Annotated in this window: 18 protein-coding genes; 10 read left to right on the top strand and 8 right to left on the bottom strand. The window is 73.0% G+C overall.

Translation table 11 applies throughout. The features are described from left to right. Positions 1 to 99: 99 nt before the first annotated feature. Both ABJI51_RS13145 and ABJI51_RS13150 read left to right on the top strand, forming a co-directional pair. Entirely contained in the window at positions 100 to 804 is a 705-nt protein-coding gene (locus ABJI51_RS13145; RefSeq protein WP_348950541.1) for a HemK2/MTQ2 family protein methyltransferase, read from the top strand. Next, positions 791 to 1000, top strand: a complete 210-nt coding sequence (locus tag ABJI51_RS13150; protein ID WP_348950543.1) for a CDGSH iron-sulfur domain-containing protein — start codon at positions 791 to 793, stop codon at positions 998 to 1000. Before ABJI51_RS13145 ends, ABJI51_RS13150 begins: the two co-directional genes overlap by 14 nt. Before the next feature lie 4 nt (positions 1001 to 1004). Here ABJI51_RS13150 and ABJI51_RS13155 read toward each other — a convergent pair whose 3' ends face one another. Together ABJI51_RS13155 and ABJI51_RS13160 are read right to left on the bottom strand one after the other, a co-directional pair. Then, complete coding sequence (locus ABJI51_RS13155) at positions 1005 to 2015, bottom strand: iron-containing redox enzyme family protein (protein WP_348950544.1); 1011 nt, start codon at positions 2013 to 2015, stop codon at positions 1005 to 1007. A 9-nt stretch (positions 2016 to 2024) separates the two neighbouring features. After that, the gene (locus ABJI51_RS13160; RefSeq protein WP_348950546.1) at positions 2025 to 3158 is read right to left on the bottom strand and encodes a carboxylate-amine ligase; all 1134 of its coding nucleotides are present in this window, start codon (positions 3156 to 3158) and stop codon (positions 2025 to 2027) included. A gap of 100 nt (positions 3159 to 3258) precedes the next feature. On the opposite strand from ABJI51_RS13160, the gene ABJI51_RS13165 reads away from it, so the two are divergent. Then, positions 3259 to 3654 carry an STAS domain-containing protein gene (locus ABJI51_RS13165; protein WP_348950548.1) on the top strand — a complete coding sequence of 132 codons (396 nt, stop codon included), beginning with the start codon at positions 3259 to 3261 and terminating at the stop codon, positions 3652 to 3654. Positions 3655 to 3702: 48 nt separating this feature from the next. On the opposite strand, the gene ABJI51_RS13170 is transcribed toward ABJI51_RS13165, so the two are convergent. Beyond that, positions 3703 to 4797: a carboxylate-amine ligase gene (locus ABJI51_RS13170; RefSeq protein WP_348950549.1), complete on the bottom strand. Its 1095-nt coding sequence runs from the start codon at positions 4795 to 4797 to the stop codon at positions 3703 to 3705. Positions 4798 to 4892: 95 nt separating this feature from the next. Between ABJI51_RS13170 and ABJI51_RS13175 the strand changes: the two genes are divergently transcribed. Together ABJI51_RS13175 and ABJI51_RS13180 are read left to right on the top strand one after the other, a co-directional pair. Beyond that, complete coding sequence (locus tag ABJI51_RS13175) at positions 4893 to 5261, top strand: hypothetical protein (RefSeq protein WP_348950551.1); 369 nt, start codon at positions 4893 to 4895, stop codon at positions 5259 to 5261. An 8-nt stretch (positions 5262 to 5269) separates the two neighbouring features. Continuing rightward, entirely contained in the window at positions 5270 to 5749 is a 480-nt protein-coding gene (locus ABJI51_RS13180) for a hemerythrin domain-containing protein (protein ID WP_348950553.1), read from the top strand. 74 nt (positions 5750 to 5823) lie between these two features. On the opposite strand, the gene ABJI51_RS13185 is transcribed toward ABJI51_RS13180, so the two are convergent. Further along, a complete protein-coding gene (locus ABJI51_RS13185; RefSeq protein WP_348950555.1) occupies positions 5824 to 7284 on the bottom strand; it encodes an aminotransferase class I/II-fold pyridoxal phosphate-dependent enzyme in 1461 nt (486 codons plus the stop codon). A 78-nt stretch (positions 7285 to 7362) separates the two neighbouring features. Between ABJI51_RS13185 and ABJI51_RS13190 the strand changes: the two genes are divergently transcribed. Beyond that, positions 7363 to 8550 (top strand): amidohydrolase, encoded by a 1188-nt coding sequence (locus ABJI51_RS13190; RefSeq protein ID WP_348950557.1) that lies wholly within the window; start codon positions 7363 to 7365, stop codon positions 8548 to 8550. A 1-nt stretch (position 8551) separates the two neighbouring features. Here the strand turns inward: ABJI51_RS13190 and ABJI51_RS13195 are convergent, their stop codons facing one another. Both ABJI51_RS13195 and ABJI51_RS13200 read right to left on the bottom strand, forming a co-directional pair. Beyond that, complete coding sequence (locus ABJI51_RS13195; protein ID WP_348950558.1) at positions 8552 to 9463, bottom strand: alpha/beta hydrolase; 912 nt, start codon at positions 9461 to 9463, stop codon at positions 8552 to 8554. A 53-nt stretch (positions 9464 to 9516) separates the two neighbouring features. Then, the gene (locus tag ABJI51_RS13200; RefSeq protein WP_348950559.1) at positions 9517 to 10470 is read right to left on the bottom strand and encodes a helix-turn-helix transcriptional regulator; all 954 of its coding nucleotides are present in this window, start codon (positions 10468 to 10470) and stop codon (positions 9517 to 9519) included. Between the two features lie 63 nt (positions 10471 to 10533). Between ABJI51_RS13200 and ABJI51_RS13205 the strand changes: the two genes are divergently transcribed. The 3 genes from ABJI51_RS13205 (at position 10534) to ABJI51_RS13215 (ending at position 14013) form a co-directional block, all read left to right on the top strand. Continuing rightward, on the top strand, positions 10534 to 11664 hold the full coding sequence (locus tag ABJI51_RS13205) for an epoxide hydrolase family protein (protein ID WP_348950561.1): 1131 nt from the start codon (positions 10534 to 10536) through the stop codon (positions 11662 to 11664). Beyond that, on the top strand, positions 11661 to 12725 hold the full coding sequence (locus ABJI51_RS13210; protein ID WP_348950563.1) for a winged helix DNA-binding domain-containing protein: 1065 nt from the start codon (positions 11661 to 11663) through the stop codon (positions 12723 to 12725). Before ABJI51_RS13205 ends, ABJI51_RS13210 begins: the two co-directional genes overlap by 4 nt. A gap of 103 nt (positions 12726 to 12828) precedes the next feature. Further along, positions 12829 to 14013 carry an IS30 family transposase gene (locus ABJI51_RS13215; RefSeq protein WP_431605602.1) on the top strand — a complete coding sequence of 395 codons (1185 nt, stop codon included), beginning with the start codon at positions 12829 to 12831 and terminating at the stop codon, positions 14011 to 14013. Between the two features lie 200 nt (positions 14014 to 14213). Here ABJI51_RS13215 and ABJI51_RS13220 read toward each other — a convergent pair whose 3' ends face one another. Further along, entirely contained in the window at positions 14214 to 15332 is a 1119-nt protein-coding gene (locus ABJI51_RS13220; RefSeq protein WP_348950567.1) for a helix-turn-helix domain-containing protein, read from the bottom strand. 163 nt (positions 15333 to 15495) lie between these two features. Here ABJI51_RS13220 and ABJI51_RS13225 point away from each other — a divergent pair, with 163 nt between their 5' ends. Further along, positions 15496 to 16758 (top strand): YncE family protein, encoded by a 1263-nt coding sequence (locus ABJI51_RS13225; RefSeq protein ID WP_348950569.1) that lies wholly within the window; start codon positions 15496 to 15498, stop codon positions 16756 to 16758. 2 nt (positions 16759 to 16760) lie between these two features. Here ABJI51_RS13225 and ABJI51_RS13230 read toward each other — a convergent pair whose 3' ends face one another. After that, entirely contained in the window at positions 16761 to 17174 is a 414-nt protein-coding gene (locus ABJI51_RS13230; protein WP_348950571.1) for a DUF5655 domain-containing protein, read from the bottom strand. Positions 17175 to 17188 lie beyond the last annotated feature (14 nt).

Consider the following 17188-nt stretch of genomic DNA (forward strand, 5'->3'; position numbering starts at 1 on the left):
GAACCCCGGTGTTTGCGGCGATCTTCGGCGGGTAGCCCGGAGCACGCGGATGTCCCACGGCGATCGCGCCGGGACCGCGGCGAGGTGAAGGAGACCGAGATGACCACGTCGGCGGAACCCGTCCGCCCGGGCCCCTTGGCCGCCCGGCCCGTGCCGCCCGCGCCGTGGATGCTGCGGCTGCCCGGCGTCTACCGCCCGCAGGAGGACACCGCACTGCTCGCCGCGGCGATCGCCGACCTGGCGATCCCGGACGGCGCGCGGGCACTGGACCTCTGCACCGGCACCGGCGCGCAGGCGATCACCCTGGCCCGCCGCGGCGCGCGCACCGTGCTGGCGGTGGACCTTTCGCGCCGGGCCCTGGTTTCGGCGCGGCTCAACGCCCTGCTGCGGCAGCTCGCGGTGCGTCCCTGCCGCGGCGACCTCACGACGGCGTTGCGCGAAGGCCCGTTCGACGTCGTCGTGGCGAACCCGCCGTACGTGCCGGCGCCCCGGGCGGCGGTCCGGTCGACCCGCGGCTGGGACGCGGGACCCGACGGCCGCGCGGTGCTGGACCCGCTGTGCACGGCCGCCGGTGCGCTCCTGCGCCCGGGTGGGACGATGCTGATCGTCCAATCCACACTGTCCGATGTGGACAAGTCGGCGGAAATGCTGACTGCGCAAGGAATGCAGACGTCGGTCGTGCGCCGCGTGCGGATCCCGTTCGGACCGGTCCTTTCCGGACGGACGGCGTTCCTGGAGTCGGCCGGGCTGATCGCGCCGGGGCAGCGCTGGGAAGAGCTGGTGGTGCTGCGTGCCGTCCGGTGAGCGCGGCCCGCGCCGGGTGACCGTCGTGCCGGGCGGGCCGGTCCTCGTGGAAGGACCGGTCGAGCTGTGCACGCCCGACGGGGAAGTCGTGCGCTCGGACCGGTTCCTCGTCGCGGTGTGCGCGTGCCGGCGGAGCAAGCGGTTCCCGTTCTGCGACACCAGCCACCGCAAGCGGGTGCGCACCCAGGAGGGCTGACCCCTCAGCCGAGGCCGAGGGGCAGCCGCAGCGAGGATTCCCCGGCCTTCCAGCGGCTCAGCACCTGCTCGCCGAAGCGTCCTTCCAGGAACTCGGTCGCCTGGATGCCGAACACGACGTCCGCGGCCAGTTCCGGCTCCTGCTCCAGCAGGTCGCCGAGCACGTCGTGGCGCATCACCTGCTCGTGGACTGCGTCGGCTTCGATGTGCTCGGTGTAGAAGAACCGGCACGCCTCTGGCGCGCCGAGACGCTGCAGGGCCTGGTCCATCCGGTGCGCCGACGGCGCGGTGGTGATCTCCGCGGCCGCGAAGTGACCGCACAGCGCGCCACGCAGCGACCGGTGCAGCCCGAACAGCGACATCATGTTGACCACGGCCAGCATCGACCCGGGTGCGTGGTCGATCAGCTCCAGGTAGCCGTCCGGCAGGCCCGCGGCCCGCAGCAGATCGGCGAAGAGCCGGGCGTGCACAAACTCCGCGCGGCCGCCGCCGAACTCGTCGAACTCCACCGCCACCAGCGCCGCCTTGGCCCGCCCGCGCAGCCGCGGGATCACCCACGCGTGCGGGTCGGCCTCCTTGTGGTGGTAGATCGAACGGTGCACGAAGTACTCGCGCACCTGCGTCCAGTCGCCGTGGTCGCGCAGGAAGTGCGACACCCCTTCGGCGTCCAGCGGCTCGACCAGCAGCGCGTCGAGTTCGGCGGAGACGTCGTCGCCGCCCGGCACGCTTTCCCGGAGTGTCGCGAGGAAACGTGCTTCCAATGCGCCGCGCAGGCGCAGCAGCTCCGGGTCCCACTCCCAGTCGGGGGACACGCCCGGCAGGCCCTGGTAGTGCAGCTCGTAGCACAGGTGCAGGGCCAGCTGGAGGTCGTCGCCGAGCGGGTCGGCGTCGGCCAGCCCGTCGAAGCCCAGGTCCGCCCGCGGGTGTTCGCGCAGGAGCGTGCCCAGCACCGACTCCGACAGCGGGCCGCGGGCGGCGGGCAGGGCGGCCGCCCGGGCGGGGGTGGAGGTCGTCATGACCGAGGGCTACCCGGTGCGCAGCGTTCCATGCCTCGGCGGCACGGTCTGCGCGGTGAGCCACCGCACCGCGGCCGCCGTCCCGCGCCCGGCCACCTCGCGCTGCCGCACGGACCCGGTGCCGTCGGCGCGCACCGCCGCGAGCAGGGCCTCGACCTCGGCCAGGTCACCGCTTTCCCCGAGCTGGTCCCGCACGTGCGCCAGCAGGTCCTCGACCAGCGACCACGCGGGACGGCGCCGCTGCCCGGCGACGTCGACCAGCTCGCCGGCGAGGCCGTGCCGCGCCGCGGCCCACACCGCCGCGGCGGCCACCTGCGGTGACACCGGCTCGGCTTCCCGGCCCGCGGCGAGATCGGCCAGCGCCCTCTGCACCAGTGCCCGGCTCAGCAGGGCCTGCAGCACGGCGTGGTCGACGGTGAGCGCGGTGTCGGCGACGCGGAACTCGACCGTCGGGAACCGGCCGGACGGGCGGGCCAGCCAGAACGTCTGGTCCGGGTCGACGAGCGCGCCGCAGTCCACCAGGGTCTCGACGGCCCGGCGGTATTCGGCGTGCCCGGCCAGGTGCGGCGCGATGCCCGAGCCGGGGAAGCGGGACTGCAGCACCATCCGCCAGCTGTGGTAGCCGGTGTCGCGCCCGTGGTCGAACGGCGCGTTGGCCGACAGCGCCAGCAACGTCGGCAGCCACCGGCCGAGGTGGTTGACGACGGCGACCGCGGTGTCGGGATCGGGGACCCCGACGTGGACGTGGCACCCGCAGGCTTCGTAGTCGGCGACCACCGCGCCGTAGGCGGCGTCGATCTCGGCGTACCGGCCCTCGGCCGCGGGCGGGGCCGTGGCCGGCCCGGGCCCGACCGGCGTGCCGGTGGCCAGCAGCGCGCAGTCCTCGGCCGCCGCGGCCCCGGCCAGCACGCGCCGCGCCGTCGTCAGGTGCCGGCGCAGCTCCCCGGCGGTGGTGCAGACGCCGGTGGCGGCCTCGATCTGCGTCAGCCGCAGCTCGCGGTGCACCCGGACCCCGTCGGGGAGCGGGCCGTGGTGGCGGTACCGGGCGAGCACCGGCTCGGCGCACGGCGACGCGTGCCCGGTACGGGGATTCACGAGGAGGAACTCCTCTTCGACGCCCATCGTGGGCGGGCCGTCGGCCATGGGGGGCTCCTTCCGCGCGGCGCCCGCCGCGGATACCCGTTCCGGTCGCGGAAATGCGTGTCTTGTTTCACTGTCGTCCGGGCCGGGGTACCTCGCCCGCATGACCACACACAAGCGTCCGCTCCCCGTGACGCGGACGCACCGGCTCCCCTCACCCCGCGCGCCCTCGGACGCCCCGCTGGAGAGCCAGGTCCGCTGGAAGAGCCCCGAAGCGGTGGTGGTGCAGCTCGGCGGCGACGTCGACCTGGGCACGGTGGCCGGGCTGGCCAGGGTGCTGGACGAGCACCTGCGTGCCCGCCCCGGCGTCCTGCGCATCGACCTGGGCAACGTCCGCTTCCTCGGCGCGGCGGGCCTGCGGGTCCTGCTGCGCGCCCACCGCCACGCCGAAGCCGCCGGCGTCCACCTCGTCCTCGACCCCGGCCGCTCGCGGCCCGCGATCCGCGCGCTCCGCCTGCTGGACCGGCTCGAGTCGCCGCCGCTCCGCGGTCGTGAGTGAGAAACAGCGTTAGAACACTGTTTCTCACTCACGACAAGCCGCGGCAGACTAGCTGCCGGTGAGCAGGTCGACCACGTCCTCGGCGCGCTGCCGCTCGGCAAACCGGCGGCGCTGGCGGTCCGCGCCGCCGCCGTCGGATGCCAGGCGGGCCAGGCCCTCGCGGGCGAACTCCAGGTCGCCCGCCGTTTCGAGGGCCGCCGACGTCAGCGCGACCAGGTCCTCGAGTACCGCCTTCGCCGGGGCCAGGTCGCCGGTCTTCGGGTGCGGGCAGCAGCCGAGCACGCCTTCCCGCGACGCCCGCCAGAGCTGGGCGCGCAGCACCTCGTTCGGCAGCGGGGCCGGGGGACCGCCGTCGGCCAGCGCGGTCGCGACCAGGCCGCGGGCCAGCACGCCGAGCAGGACCGCTTCCTCCGGGGCCGCGGCGACGTCGGCGATGCGGAACTCCAGCGTCGGCTGCTTCTCCGACAGCCGGACGTCCCAGTAGATCATCCCGCGGTCGAGGATCGAGCCCGCGCGCAGCCAGGCGTCGACGATGCTCTCGTACTCGTCCAGCGACGCGAACCGCGGCGGCGGGCCCGCCGACGGCCACCGGCTCCACTGCTGGTAGCGCCAGCTGCAGTAGCCGGTGTCGTAGCCGTCGGCGACCGCCGAGTTCGCGGTCACCGTGAGCAGGGCGGGCAGCCACGGCCGGACCCAGTTGAGCACCTCGATCCCGGTTTCCTTGCCGGGGATCGCGACGTGGACGTGGCAGCCGCAGGTGAGCGAAGTCCGTGCGGTGGCGCCGAAGTGCACGGCCATCCGCTCGTAGCGCGGGTTCGGCGTGATCCGCGGCGGGTCCGCTTCGGACAGTGTCGGCGACCCGGCGGGCAGCAGCCGCACCCCGCGCCGCCGCGCGGCCCGCGCCAGGTCCTCGCGCAGCCCGCGGAGCTGCCGGAGGGCCTCGGTGTGGGTGTGGCAGACGTCGGTGGCGGCCTCGGCCTGGGACCGGGTGAGCTCGTGCTGCAGCTCGCCCTGGTCGTCGGCGGCCGCTTCGGCGGCGTCGACGACGTCGTCGCCTGCCTGCGACAGGTGGCCGTGGCGGTCGACGACGAAGAACTCCTCTTCGATGCCGAACGTCAGCACCTCGCCGGTCTGTTCGTTCAAAGGTGCTCTCCTGGAGGTCGGGGCCCGCCGGATACCCGGCCACCCGGTCGGGCAAACGGCGTTTCCCCCTGCGGCGACGGGGTATTCGGCCGGGCATGAACCCGAGTACCGCGTCTTCGCCGTCGCTGCTGGCCGCCGACGCCGGGGCGACCGTGCGCCGGCTGTCGCGCTGCGTGGGCGACGGCGAGCTCGATTCCCCGGCGGAGATGTACCGGGTGCTCGGCGCCCTGCGGCTGCTGGCCGCCGACCTCACCCACCTGCTGCCCGCCCTGCAGGGCCGGCTGGAGGACGGCCTGCTGTCCGGCCGGGTGGTCCGCCGGGGCGGCGGCGACCCGGTCGAGGCGACGTGGGACTCGGTGGGCGAGGCCGCGCGGGCGCTGGCGCACGCCAGGACCGTGGCCCTGCTGATGACGAAGGAACTGGAGAACTCCCAGGTCGCCCTGCGGGACCTGGCCACACCGTGAGGACACCGATGTCGACCGACGCGATCGTGCTGCTGAAGAACGACCACAAGACCGTGGAGAAGCTGTTCAAGGAATTCGAAAAGGCGGGGGAGGACGCGTACGACGAGAAGCGCCGGATCGCCGACTCGATCATCGAAGAGCTGACGGTGCACGCCTACATCGAGGAAGAGATCTTCTACCCCGCCGCGCGCGAAGCCGTGCCGGAGACCAAGGACCACGTCCTGGAAAGCGTGGAGGAGCACCACGTCGTCGTGTGGATGCTCTCGGAGCTGGCCGGGCTGGACCCGAAGGACGAGACGTTCGACGCGAAGGTCACCGTGCTCACCGAGAACGTCCGCCACCACGTCGAGGAAGAAGAGGACGAGTGGTTCCCCGAGGTCCGCTCGGCCATGGGCCGCAAGCGGCTGCAGGAACTCGGGCAGCGGATGATCGACGCCCGCGCCGACGCGCCGAAGGACCCGCTGAAACTCCAGAGCGCCAAGGCCTGAGCCGAAAGGGACTTTCGTTGCGTCTGGCGCGACGAAAGTCCCTTTCGCTGCACGGCATGAGACGAAAGCGCCTTTCAGCGCTTGGCGACGACCCGGACCGACTCCAGTTTCGAGTCGGCGGGGTCGGGCAGTTCCATGCCCGCCTTCAGGCCGCTGCGCAGGTAGTCGAGGATCGGCCGGGTGATCACCTCGCCGGGCAGGACGCCGGGTGCCCCGGGCGGGTATGGCGTGATCATCTCCGCCGCGATGCGTCCCGGTGCCTCGTCGACGGAAACCTGTTCCGCCGGGCCGAAGAACGCGTCGCGCGGCAGCATCGCCGTTTCCAGCTCGAATTCGTGCGGCGGCGGGATCTGCACCGCCGGCGGCTTCTCGAACGACGGCGCGGCCTTCACCAGCGCGTCGAGCGCGTCGACGAGCGTGCCCGCGGTTTCCTCGTCGTCGGAGTGGTTGAACTGGGCGACGATCCGGCGGTGGTCGGACAGCCCGACGGTGACGCGCTGCTCGGCGCGCAGCCAGTCGGCGGCCTGGTAGCCGCTGATGCCCAGCGGGGCGAGGTCGAGCACCACCTTGAACGGGTCGGCCGAGTCGGCCAGGTCCGGGCCGAGGAACTCGTCGTACAGCACGGTCAGGCCGAGCCCGGCCAGCCGCTCGCGGACCGACGTCACCAGCTCCAGCGCGCTGCTCAGCAGTTCCTTGCCGTGCTCGGCCATCTGCCGCCGCCACCCGTCGAGGGCGGCGTACACCAGTGAACTCGGGCTCGTCGTGCCGAGCAGGTCCTCGCGGGCCTTCAGCACGTTCGGGTCGACGCGGTCGCCCTGGAGGTGGAAGACCGAGCTCTGCTCGACCGCGGCCCCCATCTTGTGCACGCTCGTCACGCACACGTCGGCGCCGGCGTACATGCCCCAGGGCGGCAGGTCGCCGTGGAAGGGCAGGTGCGCGCCCCATGCCTCGTCCACGATCAGCGGGATGCCCTGCTCGTGGCAGTACTCCGCGACGGCCCGGATGTCCCCGCACGTCCCGTAGTCGGTGGGCGTCACCATCAGGGCGCCCTTCACCTCGGGATCGCGCTCGCAGGCCTCCTGGAACTCGCGGACGCCCGGCGGGTGGGTGAGGTGCTGCCCGGCGTCCCAGCGCGGCCGCACCCACACCGGCTGGACCCCGCTGACGATCAGGCCGGAGATCACCGACTTGTGGACGTGCCGCGGCACCAGCAGCTTCTCGTGCGGGCCGGCGACGGCGAGCATCGCGCTCTTGACCGACAGCGAGCTGCCGCAGGTCGAGAAGAACGTGTGGTCGGCGCCGACCGCGTCGGCCATCAGCTCCTGCGCTTCGGCCAGCACACCCTGGCGCATCAGGCGGTCGTCGAGGCCGTTGAGCGCGATGACGTCGGACTTGAAGACGTCGGCACCGACGACGTCGAGCACCCGCGGATCGATGCCCCGCCCCTGCTTGTGACCCGGGGCGTTGAACGGAACGTACCCGGCGCGGTGGTAGTCGCGCAGCGCTTCCAGCACCGGTGCCTTGCTGTGGTCCATTCGGCCGGAGTAACCACGGCGGGCGCGCGCGAAACACCCGGTGGTGTGACACTGGGTGAGGGGGGTATTCCGGTGGGCATGGAGTGGCACGAAGAGCTGCACGAGCGGGCGGACGAACGGGTCCGCGATCTGGGTGAGCGGCTGTGGGCCGTCGCCACGGCACTGCACGAGCGCCCGGAACTGTCCTATGAGGAGCATTTCGCCGCGGACCGGCTGACCGGGGAGCTGGCCGCGGACGGGTTCGAGGTGGAGACCGGCGTCGCCGGGCTGCCGACGGCGTTCGTCGCGCGGGCAGGCACCGGCCGCCCGTGCGTGGCGCTGCTGCTGGAGTACGACGCGCTGCCCGGGCTCGGGCACGCCTGCGGGCACAACCTGATCGCCGCGGCCGGGCTCGGCGCCGCGCTGGCGGTCAAGGACGTGCTGGGGGACAGCCCGGGATCGGTGCTCGCGGTGGGCACCCCGGCCGAGGAACGCGGCGGCGGCAAGGTCGCGCTGGCCGAGGCCGGCGTGTTCGACGACGTCGACGCCGCCCTGATGATCCATCCCGGTGCCCACTCGTGGTCGTGGGCGCCGCTGACCGCGCAGGTGGAGCTGAAGGTGACCTTCCACGGCCGCGCGGCGCACCCGACCGGCGACCCCGAGCGCGGCATCGACGCGCTCGCCGCGCTGATCCAGGCGTTCGGCGCGATCTCGGCACTGCGCCAGCGCCTGCCACAGGGATCGCACGTCCAGGGCATCATCACCCACGGCGGCGAGGCGACGAACATCGTCCCGGACCGCGCGGAAGGCCGGTTCGGCCTGCGAGCGCTGACCACCGAGGCCCTGGACCGCCTCGCCGAGGACGTCGCGACGTGCGCCGAGGGGGCCGCGCTGGCGACCGGCGCGAAGGTGGACGTCGAACGCCTCGGCCGCGGGTACGCGCACTTCCGCGACAATCCGGTGCTGTCGGAGCGGTTCACCGAGCACCTGGCCGCGTGCGGCATCCACGCGACCCCGCCGTCGCCGGGGGTGTACCTGGGGTCCTCGGACATCGGCGACGTCAGCATCCGGGTCCCGGCGATCCACCCGTTCGTGGCGATCACCGCGGAGGAGCAGTCCGACCACACCCCGGAGTTCGCGGCCGCGGCGGCGAGCCCGCGGGGCCGGGCGGCGATGCTGGCGTCGGCGGCGGCGCTGGCCCGCACGGCAATCGACCTGCGGACGCACCCGGCACTGGTCAGCCGGGCCTGGGACTGCTTCCGCGACCTGGCGCGCAACGGGTTCTGAGTCAGGTCCGGGCGCCGACCGGGGGACGCCGCAGAAGCCGCTCGACGTGGTTCATCGCCTCGCGCCCCTCCGGGATCGCCTGCATGAGCCAGTTGTGGAACATGCCGGGGTACTCCCGGTAGTCCAGCTCGACGCCCGCTTCCGCGGCCCGCGCGGCGAAGCGGCGGGCGTCGGGCAGCAGGACGTCCCGCGTGCCGATGAACAGCGTGATCGGCGCCAGCCCGGTCAGGTCGGCGTGGATCGGGCTGACCCGCGGGTCGCGCGGGTCGGTGCCCTCGGCGTACATCCGGCCCGCCTCGCGCAGCCCGGCGATGCCGAGCATCGGGTCGGTCTCGTCGAGCAGCTCCGACACCGGGTCCGCCAGCTGGACGTCCAGCCACGGCGAGTACAGCACGAGCCGTTCGGGCTGCGGCCGCCCGGCCGAGCGCAGGTCCTGGGCGATGGCCAGGGCCAGTGCCCCGCCCGCGGAGTCCCCGGTGACGACCACGCGCTCGCCGGTCGCGGCGACCTCGTCGTAGGCCGCCTGGACCATCGGGATGGTCGCCGTGTGGTCGTGGTGCGGCACCAGCGGGTACACCGGCAGCGTCACCGCGCAGCCGAGCCGCGCGACCAGGTCTGCGGCGTACTGCCAGTGGTGCTTTTCGACCTGCTCGACGTAGCCGCCGCCGTGCAGGTGGAAGACGTGCAGGTCGCCGGTCCGGCCGTCGCGCGGGCGGAAGGTGAAGCACGGGAACCCGCGCACGTCGTGCTGCTCGACGTCGCACCGCCGCCGCAGGCGCCGCGGCGGCCGCGCCATCGACGGCTTCTGGTGCCGGGGAAGCCGGTGGTGCAGGGCGGAAGCGTTGTCGTAGAACCGTTTCTGCCCCGACGCCCGCAGCAGGGCCATCCTGATCTTCGCCTGCACACTGACCACGTCCGCTCCTTCCTGTCGGCTCCCGGGTTCCCCGGCGAGCCGGAGCCGACACTTCACGGCTTGCTCTTGGCCGCCCGCAGGAACCGCTCGCCGGTCTTCGCCAGCTCCGCGGCCAGTTCCGGCGCGTCGAGCACCTCGAAGTCGACTTCGAGCAGGCCGAGGTACAGCCCGAGCATCGCCGCGCTGTCCGAGCCGACCTCCGCCACGCATCGGTCCGGCCCCTCCGGCGTCACGTCCACCGCAACCGGCAGCCGGGCGCGCACGTGCTCCACCGGGGCGTGCAGCCGGACCCGCGCGTGGAACCGCCAGGTCGCCGCGCCCGTGCTGCGCTGCACGAACTGCGCGACGTCACCCTCCGGCGGCTCGCGCGGGGTGAACCGCGGGCCGTTGGGCACCTTCGGCGTCATCCGGTCGACGCGGAAGGTGCGCCAGTCCTCGCGCGCGGTGTCCCACGCCACGAGGTACCAGCGCCGTCCCCAGCTCACCAGCCGGTGCGGCTCGACGTCGCGGCGGCTGGGCGTGCGTTCGTGGCTGGTGTAGTCGAAGCGCAGCCGCTCGCTCGCCCGGATGGCCGCGGCGATCGCGGTCAGCACGTCCGGGTCGACGGCCGGGCCGGCGCCGGGCACCGCGACCGTCGCGGCCTGCAGGGCCCGCACCCGGTGCCGCAGCCGCGACGGCAGCACCTGTTCCAGCTTGGCGAGTGCCCGCACCGACGTCTCGCCGATGCCGGCGACCCCGGCGGCCGTCCGCAGCCCGACGGCGACGGCGACCGCTTCGTCGTCCTCCAGCAGCAGCGGCGGGAGCTGCGCGCCCGCGCCGAGCCGGTAGCCGCCCTGGACACCGGGGGCGGCCTCGACCGGATAGCCGAGTTCGCGCAGCTTGCCGATGTCGGTGCGGACGGTCCGCGCGCTCACCCCGAGCCGGTCGGCGAGGTCGGCGCCGGTCCAGTCGCGCCGCGTTTCGAGCAGGGACAGCAGCCGCAGCAGGCGGGCGGAGGTCTGCAACATGGTCTCGAGGTTCTCACGAATCGCGGAAGAAAGTCTTCCGCAATGGCTCGTAGCGTGCCTGTCATGACGAACGAAATCCGCCCCTTCCGCATCGAGATCCCCCAGGCCGACCTGGACGACCTGCACCGGCGCCTGGACTCGGCCCGGTTCGCCGACCCCGTGCCGGGCGACGAGCCGGACTGGTCGCGCGGCATGCCCACCGACGCCGTCCGCGAGCTGGCCGCCCACTGGCGCGACGGGTTCGACTGGCGGGCGCAGGAAGCGGCGCTCAACGCGTTCCCGCAGTTCACGACCGTGATCGACGGCCAGACGATCCACTTCCTGCACGTCCGGTCGCCGCAGGCGGACGCCGTGCCGCTGCTGCTCACGCACGGGTATCCCAGCTCGTTCGCCGAGTTCTCCGACGTCCTCGGCCCGCTGACCGAGCCGGGCCCGGACGCCTTCCACGTCGTCGTCCCGTCGGTGCCCGGCTTCGGGTTCTCGACGCCGCTGAGCGGACCCGGCTGGGAGCTGGCGCGCACGACGGACGCGTTCGCCGAGCTGATGACGCGGCTCGGGTACGACCGGTTCGCCGCCCACGGCGGCGACATCGGCGCGGGCGTCGCCGGGCGGCTCGCCGCGCTGTACCCGGACCGGGTCGTCGGCACCCACGTCGTCAGCGACCGCGGCATGATCGCGCTGGCGGGGGAGCAGCTGCCCCTGCCGGACGGCCTGTCCGCGGCCGAGCAGTCCGAACTGGACAGTGCCCGCGAGGTGTGGCGGGCGGGCCGCGGCTACCTCGACCTCCAGTCGCACAAGCCGGAGACGATCGCGGCCGCGCTGACCGATTCGCCGGCGGGCCAGCTGGCGTGGATCGCCGAGAAGTTCGAGGCGTGGACCAATCCGGCGGGCGGGGTCGACCGCGACCGGCTGCTGACGAACGTGAGCCTCTACTGGTTCACCCGCAGCGGCGCGTCGGCGGCCCGGTTCCTGTACGAGGCCGCGCACGCGGCCCACGGCTGGCTGGCGCCGTCGGACGTGCCGTCGGGCTGGGCGGTGTTCAACACCTCGCCGATGGTCCGCCGGATCATGGACCCGGAGGGGAAGATCGAGCACTGGTCGGAGTTCGCCGAAGGCGGCCACTTCCCGGCGCTGGAGGAGCCCGGGCTGCTCGTGACCGACATCCGCGAGTTCTTCCGTAAGCTGCGGCCGTGAACGTCCGGGCACTCAACCGGGCCCTGCTCGCCCGGCAGCACCTCCTCGCCCGCGCGGAGGTGCCTGCCGCGGCGATGCTCGGCCACCTCGTCGGGATGCAGGCGCAGGCGCCGCTCGCGCCGTACGTCGGGCTGTGGACGCGGATCTCCGGGTTCCGGCAGCCGGAGCTGGCCGCCCTGATGTCCGGCCGTGAAGCGGTGCGCGGGCTGCTGATGCGCGGGACGGTCCACCTGGTCCTCGCCGAGGACGCGCGGATCCTGCGTCCGCTGGTCCAGCGCGTGGTGGCCAACGGCTACACCGGGCACTTCGGCCGCCGCATCGGCACCGCCGACCTCGACGCGGTGGCCGGCTTCGGCCGCGACCTGCTGGCGCAGCGCCCCCGCACCCGCCGTCAGCTGCAGGACGAGCTGGCGGCCCGCTGGCCGGACCAGGACGCCGAAGCGCTGTCGTACGCGGTCAGCTACCTGGTACCGACGGCGCAGACGACCCCGCGCGGGGTGTGGGGTTCGACCGGCCCGGCGACGCTGACGACGTTGGAAGGCTGGCTGGGGAGTCCCCTGGCTTCGGCGCCGTCGCTCGAGGACGTCGTGCGGCGCTACCTGCGTGCGTTCGGCCCGGCGTCGATCGCCGACGTCCAGGCGTGGTCGGGCTTGACGAAGCTGCGCGAAGTGATCGAGCCGATGGGGCTCCGGACGTTCCGCACGGAGTCGGGCGAGCTGCTTTACGACGTCGAGGACGGCTTGCTCCCGGACCCGGAAACCCCGGCACCGGCGCGGTTCCTGCCGGAGTACGACAACGTCCTGCTGGGCCACGCCGACCGGTCCCGGGTGCTGCCGCCGGGCCGCCGCGTCCCGTTGCCCCCGGGAAACGGGGCATCGCGCGGAACGCTCCTGGTGGACGGCTTCTACCGCGCGGACTGGCGGCTGCTGCCTGAAGGTCTCGTGGTGACACCCCATGCGCGGTTGACCGCGGGCGAGCGGGCGGAGATCGAGGCGGAAGGGGCGCAGCTGCTGGAATTCCTCGGTGCGGGGGATGGGGAGATCCGGTTCACCGGCAGTTGAGGGACCGGCCCAAACGCCCCAAGGTGGCCTTGGGTGCGTTGAGCGCACCGAAGGCCGCTTGGGTTCATGGGGTGGTTGCAACACTGGGTGGTTGGAGGGTGTTGTGGCTGGTCGGGTGGGGTTGCCGCGGGTGGTGCGGGTGCGGTTTTGGGAGCAGGTGCGGGCGGGGCGGGCTGTGGCGCCTGCCTCGTGGGCGGTGGGTGTGTCGCATCGGACGGGCCAGCGGTGGTTCGCCGAGGCTGGCGGGGTGGTCGGTAACGCGCCGGGTGAGCTGGGGAATCGCTATCTGTCGCTGGCGGAGCGGGAGGAGATCTCACTGGGTCTGGCCCGGGACGAGCGGGTCGGGCAGATCGCGGCTCGGCTGGGCCGGCCGCCGTCGACGGTCAGCCGGGAGATCAGCCGCAACGGGGGCCGGGAGCGGTATCGGGCGCATCGGGCCGAGGCCGCGGCGCGGGAACGGGCTCGACGGCCCAAGACTGCGAAGCTGGCCGAGGAGGGCGGTAACCCTGGGTTGCGGGAGTATGTGCAGGCCGGGCTGGACCGGTTGTGGTCGCCGGAGCAGATCTCGGCCAGGCTGAAGCTGCAGTTTCCCGACCAGCCGGAGATGCAGGTGTCACACGAGACGATCTATCAGGCCATCTACGTGCAGTCCCGCGGTGCGCTGCGCCGTGAGCTGGCGGCGTGCCTGCGCACGGGGCGGGCGCTGCGCACACCCCGGCGGCAGACCCAGGCTCGCCGGTCCCGGATCCCGGATCCGGTCGCCATCAGCGACCGGCCCGCCGAGGCCGCGGACCGGGCGGTACCCGGCCATTGGGAGGGTGACCTGATCCTGGGAGCGGCCAACGGCTCGGCGATCGGGACGCTGGTGGAGCGGACCAGCCGGTTCTGCCTGCTGCTGCACCTGCCCGACGGGCACGACGCGGTGGCGGTGCGGGACGCGATGATCCATGCCATTCACACCCTGCCTGAACAGCTGAAACGGTCGCTGACCTGGGATCGGGGCACCGAGATGGCCCGGCATGCCGAGATCACCCTGGCCACCGATCTGGCGATCTTCTTCGCTGACCCGCACTCGCCCTGGCAGCGCGGGTCCAACGAGAACACCAACGGACTGCTCCGTCAGTATTTCCCCAAAGGCACCGACCTGTCGGTCCACAACCCCGAGCACCTCGCCACCGTCGCCGCCCAGCTCAACGACCGCCCCCGCAAAACCCTGAACTGGCTCAGCCCCAAGGAAAAACTGAACATGTTACTGTCCAAAACAGAGCATGTTGCAACCACCACTTGAATCCACCCCGCCTTGGTTGCGTTGAGCGCACCGAAGGCCACATTGGGGCGCTTTCCCGGTGGTACGGCGAACCCGCGAGGACCCGGCCGGTGCCGCTCTCTCCCAGTGGCAGCAGGGTTAGCACTCGCCGAGCCAGTGGTGCAGGGCCCACCACGATCGCATGGAGTCGAGAACCCGTTCTTTCCCAGCGGCAGCGGGGGTCAGCGCTCGCCGAGCCAGTGGTGCAGGGCCCACCACGACCGCATGGAATCCAAGACCCGGCCGGTGCCGTTCTCTCCCAGCGGCAGCGGGGTCAGCTCAGCCAGCCGGTCGAGGCGGTAGCGGACCGTGTTCGGGTGCAGGTGCAGAGTCTCGGCCGTGGGGCGCAGGCGGCCGCCGTGGTCGAGGTAGGTCAGTGCCGTTGCGGCCAGCTCGCGGTGGAAGCCGTTGGCCGGGTCGAGTGCGCCCAGCAAATCCGCCGCCAGGAGGTTGCCCAGCAGTGGCTGGGCCGCCAGCGCGATCTCGCCCGCCAGCCCGGTGAGGTCGTGGCAGCCCGGCCCCGCGATGCGGGCCGCCGCCGTGCAGAGCCGGTGCACCTCACGCAGCCCGGTCAGGGGCGCTGGAGGCGCGACGACCAGCAGGGCCCCTTCGGCGAGCGGGACGCCGGCGGGTGGGCGGGCCGCCAGGCCGGTGAGCCTGCCTTCCACCAGGCCGTACACCCCGCCGAACTCCAGCAGCGCCTGCTCCAGCGTGCGTGCCCGCGCCGGGTCGCTGACGTCGGACACCACGCACGAATACCGCGCGCCGGGGTGCAGTCCTGCCTGCCGCAGCTCTTCGGGCGCCGGCTCGTCGCCGGCCAGCAGCAGGGTGCGCAGCAGCTGGGTCCGCGCGTCGCGGAGCGTCCGCGACAGCTGCAGCTCCGCCGCGTGGTACCCCTTGACGATGTGGCGTTCCAGCGCGCCGGTGTAGCGCTCGGCGTCCAGGACCGTTTCGAGGATGACGTCGTCGGGGATGCCCGCGGCCCGCGCCCGCTCGACGGCGACGCGCGCGGCGACCGTGCGGCCCGCCTGGACCCCGCGCAGCAGGTCGGTGAGCGGGACACCCTGTGCGGCGCGGTCGGCGCCGAGGGCTTCGGCGGTGGTGTAGTCGGCGGTGTCCGGGTTCGCCGTGGCCCGCAGCGCCGCGGTCAGCAGGAACTGGACGTGCCGCCGGTTCTCCGCCTCCGGCAGCCGCGCGACCTCCGGTGACTGGCTGCGCGCGGCCCTGACCAGCTCGTCCAGCACGGTCTCGTCCGCGGCCATCGCGTCGAGCACCTGCCGGATCAACGGCGACGCCCGCACCGCACCTCCTCACCCCGTTGTGGCACGGCCACAACCCCGCGCCCGCGACGTTGGGCGAGCGGCCCTACCGGATCGGCTCCGGTGTCCGGTTATCGTGGCTCTACCGGACAGTAACCCCTGCCAGGCTGTCACCACACCTCTTCAGTGCCGAAAGGTGTTTCCCGTGCGCATTTCCCCGACCCGGCGGCGGTCCTACCTCTCGCGGCTGGCGTACCTGGTTTCGGTCACCGCGCTGGTGACGACCGGCGCCGCGGTGCCGGCGACCGGTGCCCCCGCGGCCCTGCGGGAGGTGATGTTCGTCGGCAACAACTGGGAAGGCACGGCGGACGTCATCGAGTCCCGTGGCTCCTTCACCCGCATCGGGCGGGTGAACATCATCCCGGACAAGGACCAGCGGCTGGCCGAGATCTACCTCAACCCGGTCAAGCTCGCGTTCTTCCTCGGCATCCGCAACGGCCCCGGCGAGGGACACGACCAGTTCGTCGACGACATGTACACCACGCCGGACGGCGGTTCGGTGGTGGCGTCGCGGCCGAGCTTCGCCGACGTCGTCTCGATCAGCCTGGCCACCGGCCGGATCAACTGGCGCTTCCCGGTGTCGGGCTTCCGCTCCGACCACATGGCGGTCTCGCCGGACGGGCGCCGTGTCGCGGTGTCCGCCTCGACCGCCAACACCGTGCACGTGCTGGACATCGTCACCGGGCAGCAGGTCGGCTCCTTCGCCACCGGGGACAAGCCGCACGAGAACGTGTTCACCGACGGCGGCCGGTACCTGTGGAACATGTCGATCGGCGAGGTCAACACCGACCTCGACGACCCGGGCTGGGACTTCACCAAGGGGGACCGGCACATCACCGTCGTCGACGCCACGACCTTCCGCCAGGTCAAGGTGATCGACATGCGCGACCGGCTCGACGCCTTCGGGCGCAAGGATCTCTCGGACGCCGTGCGGCCGGTCGCGTTCACCCCGGACGAGTCCAAACTGTACTTCCAGGTGTCGTTCTTCAACGGCTTCCTGGAGTACGACGTCGCGGCCGACCGCATCACGCGCGTCAAGGAACTGCCGAAGAACCCGGCCACCAGCGACGACCGCAAGACGTTCGTCAACGACTCCCGTCACCACGGCATGTCGATGAACCCGGCCGGGGACAAGCTCTGCATCGCCGGGACGATGGACGACTACGCCACGGTCGTCGACCGCGCGACCCTGCAGCAGGGCCCGCTGGTGCCTGCGGTCAAGCCGTACTGGGCCACGGTCAGCGGCGACGGCAGCGCCTGCGTGATCTCGGAGGCGGGCGCCGACCGGGTGACGGCGATCGACTTCGCCACCGGCCAGAAGCGCGTCTCGGTGCCGGTGGGCGACCACCCGCAGCGGGTCCGCATCGGACACGTGCCCGAGGGCTGGACGGGGCCCGCCGGTTCCTGACTTCAGGAAACGTCGAACGCCATCGTCAGCCAGCCACGGACCTCGTCGTCCACATCGGACACCGACCGCAGGCTCAGCCGGTGCCCGACCCGCGGCCCGCTCGCCCAGTTCGCCGGGGCGATGCGGGCCGTTTCGGTCGCGTGCGGCAGCCACAGGTACACCAGGACGTCCCGGGACCGCGGCCGCAGCTCGGCCAGCTTGCGGTCCCGCTTGAGGAACACCCCGACCTTGACCGCGTCCTCGTGGACGTCGCCGAGGTCACGCAGGTGCGCGAGGACGGCGTCGTAGATCTCCCGCTGCCACGGCGGCTTCCCGGCGAACGTCTCGTCCACCGTGCAGCCCGGCACGCAGGTGTGGCCCTGGCCGGCGCGCGCGAACTCGCGGTCGCAGCGCGGGCACGTCCACCGGGTCGTCATGCCGTCCAGGATGG

Source organism: Amycolatopsis melonis (assembly GCF_040064235.1).
Taxonomy (GTDB): domain Bacteria; phylum Actinomycetota; class Actinomycetes; order Mycobacteriales; family Pseudonocardiaceae; genus Amycolatopsis; species Amycolatopsis melonis.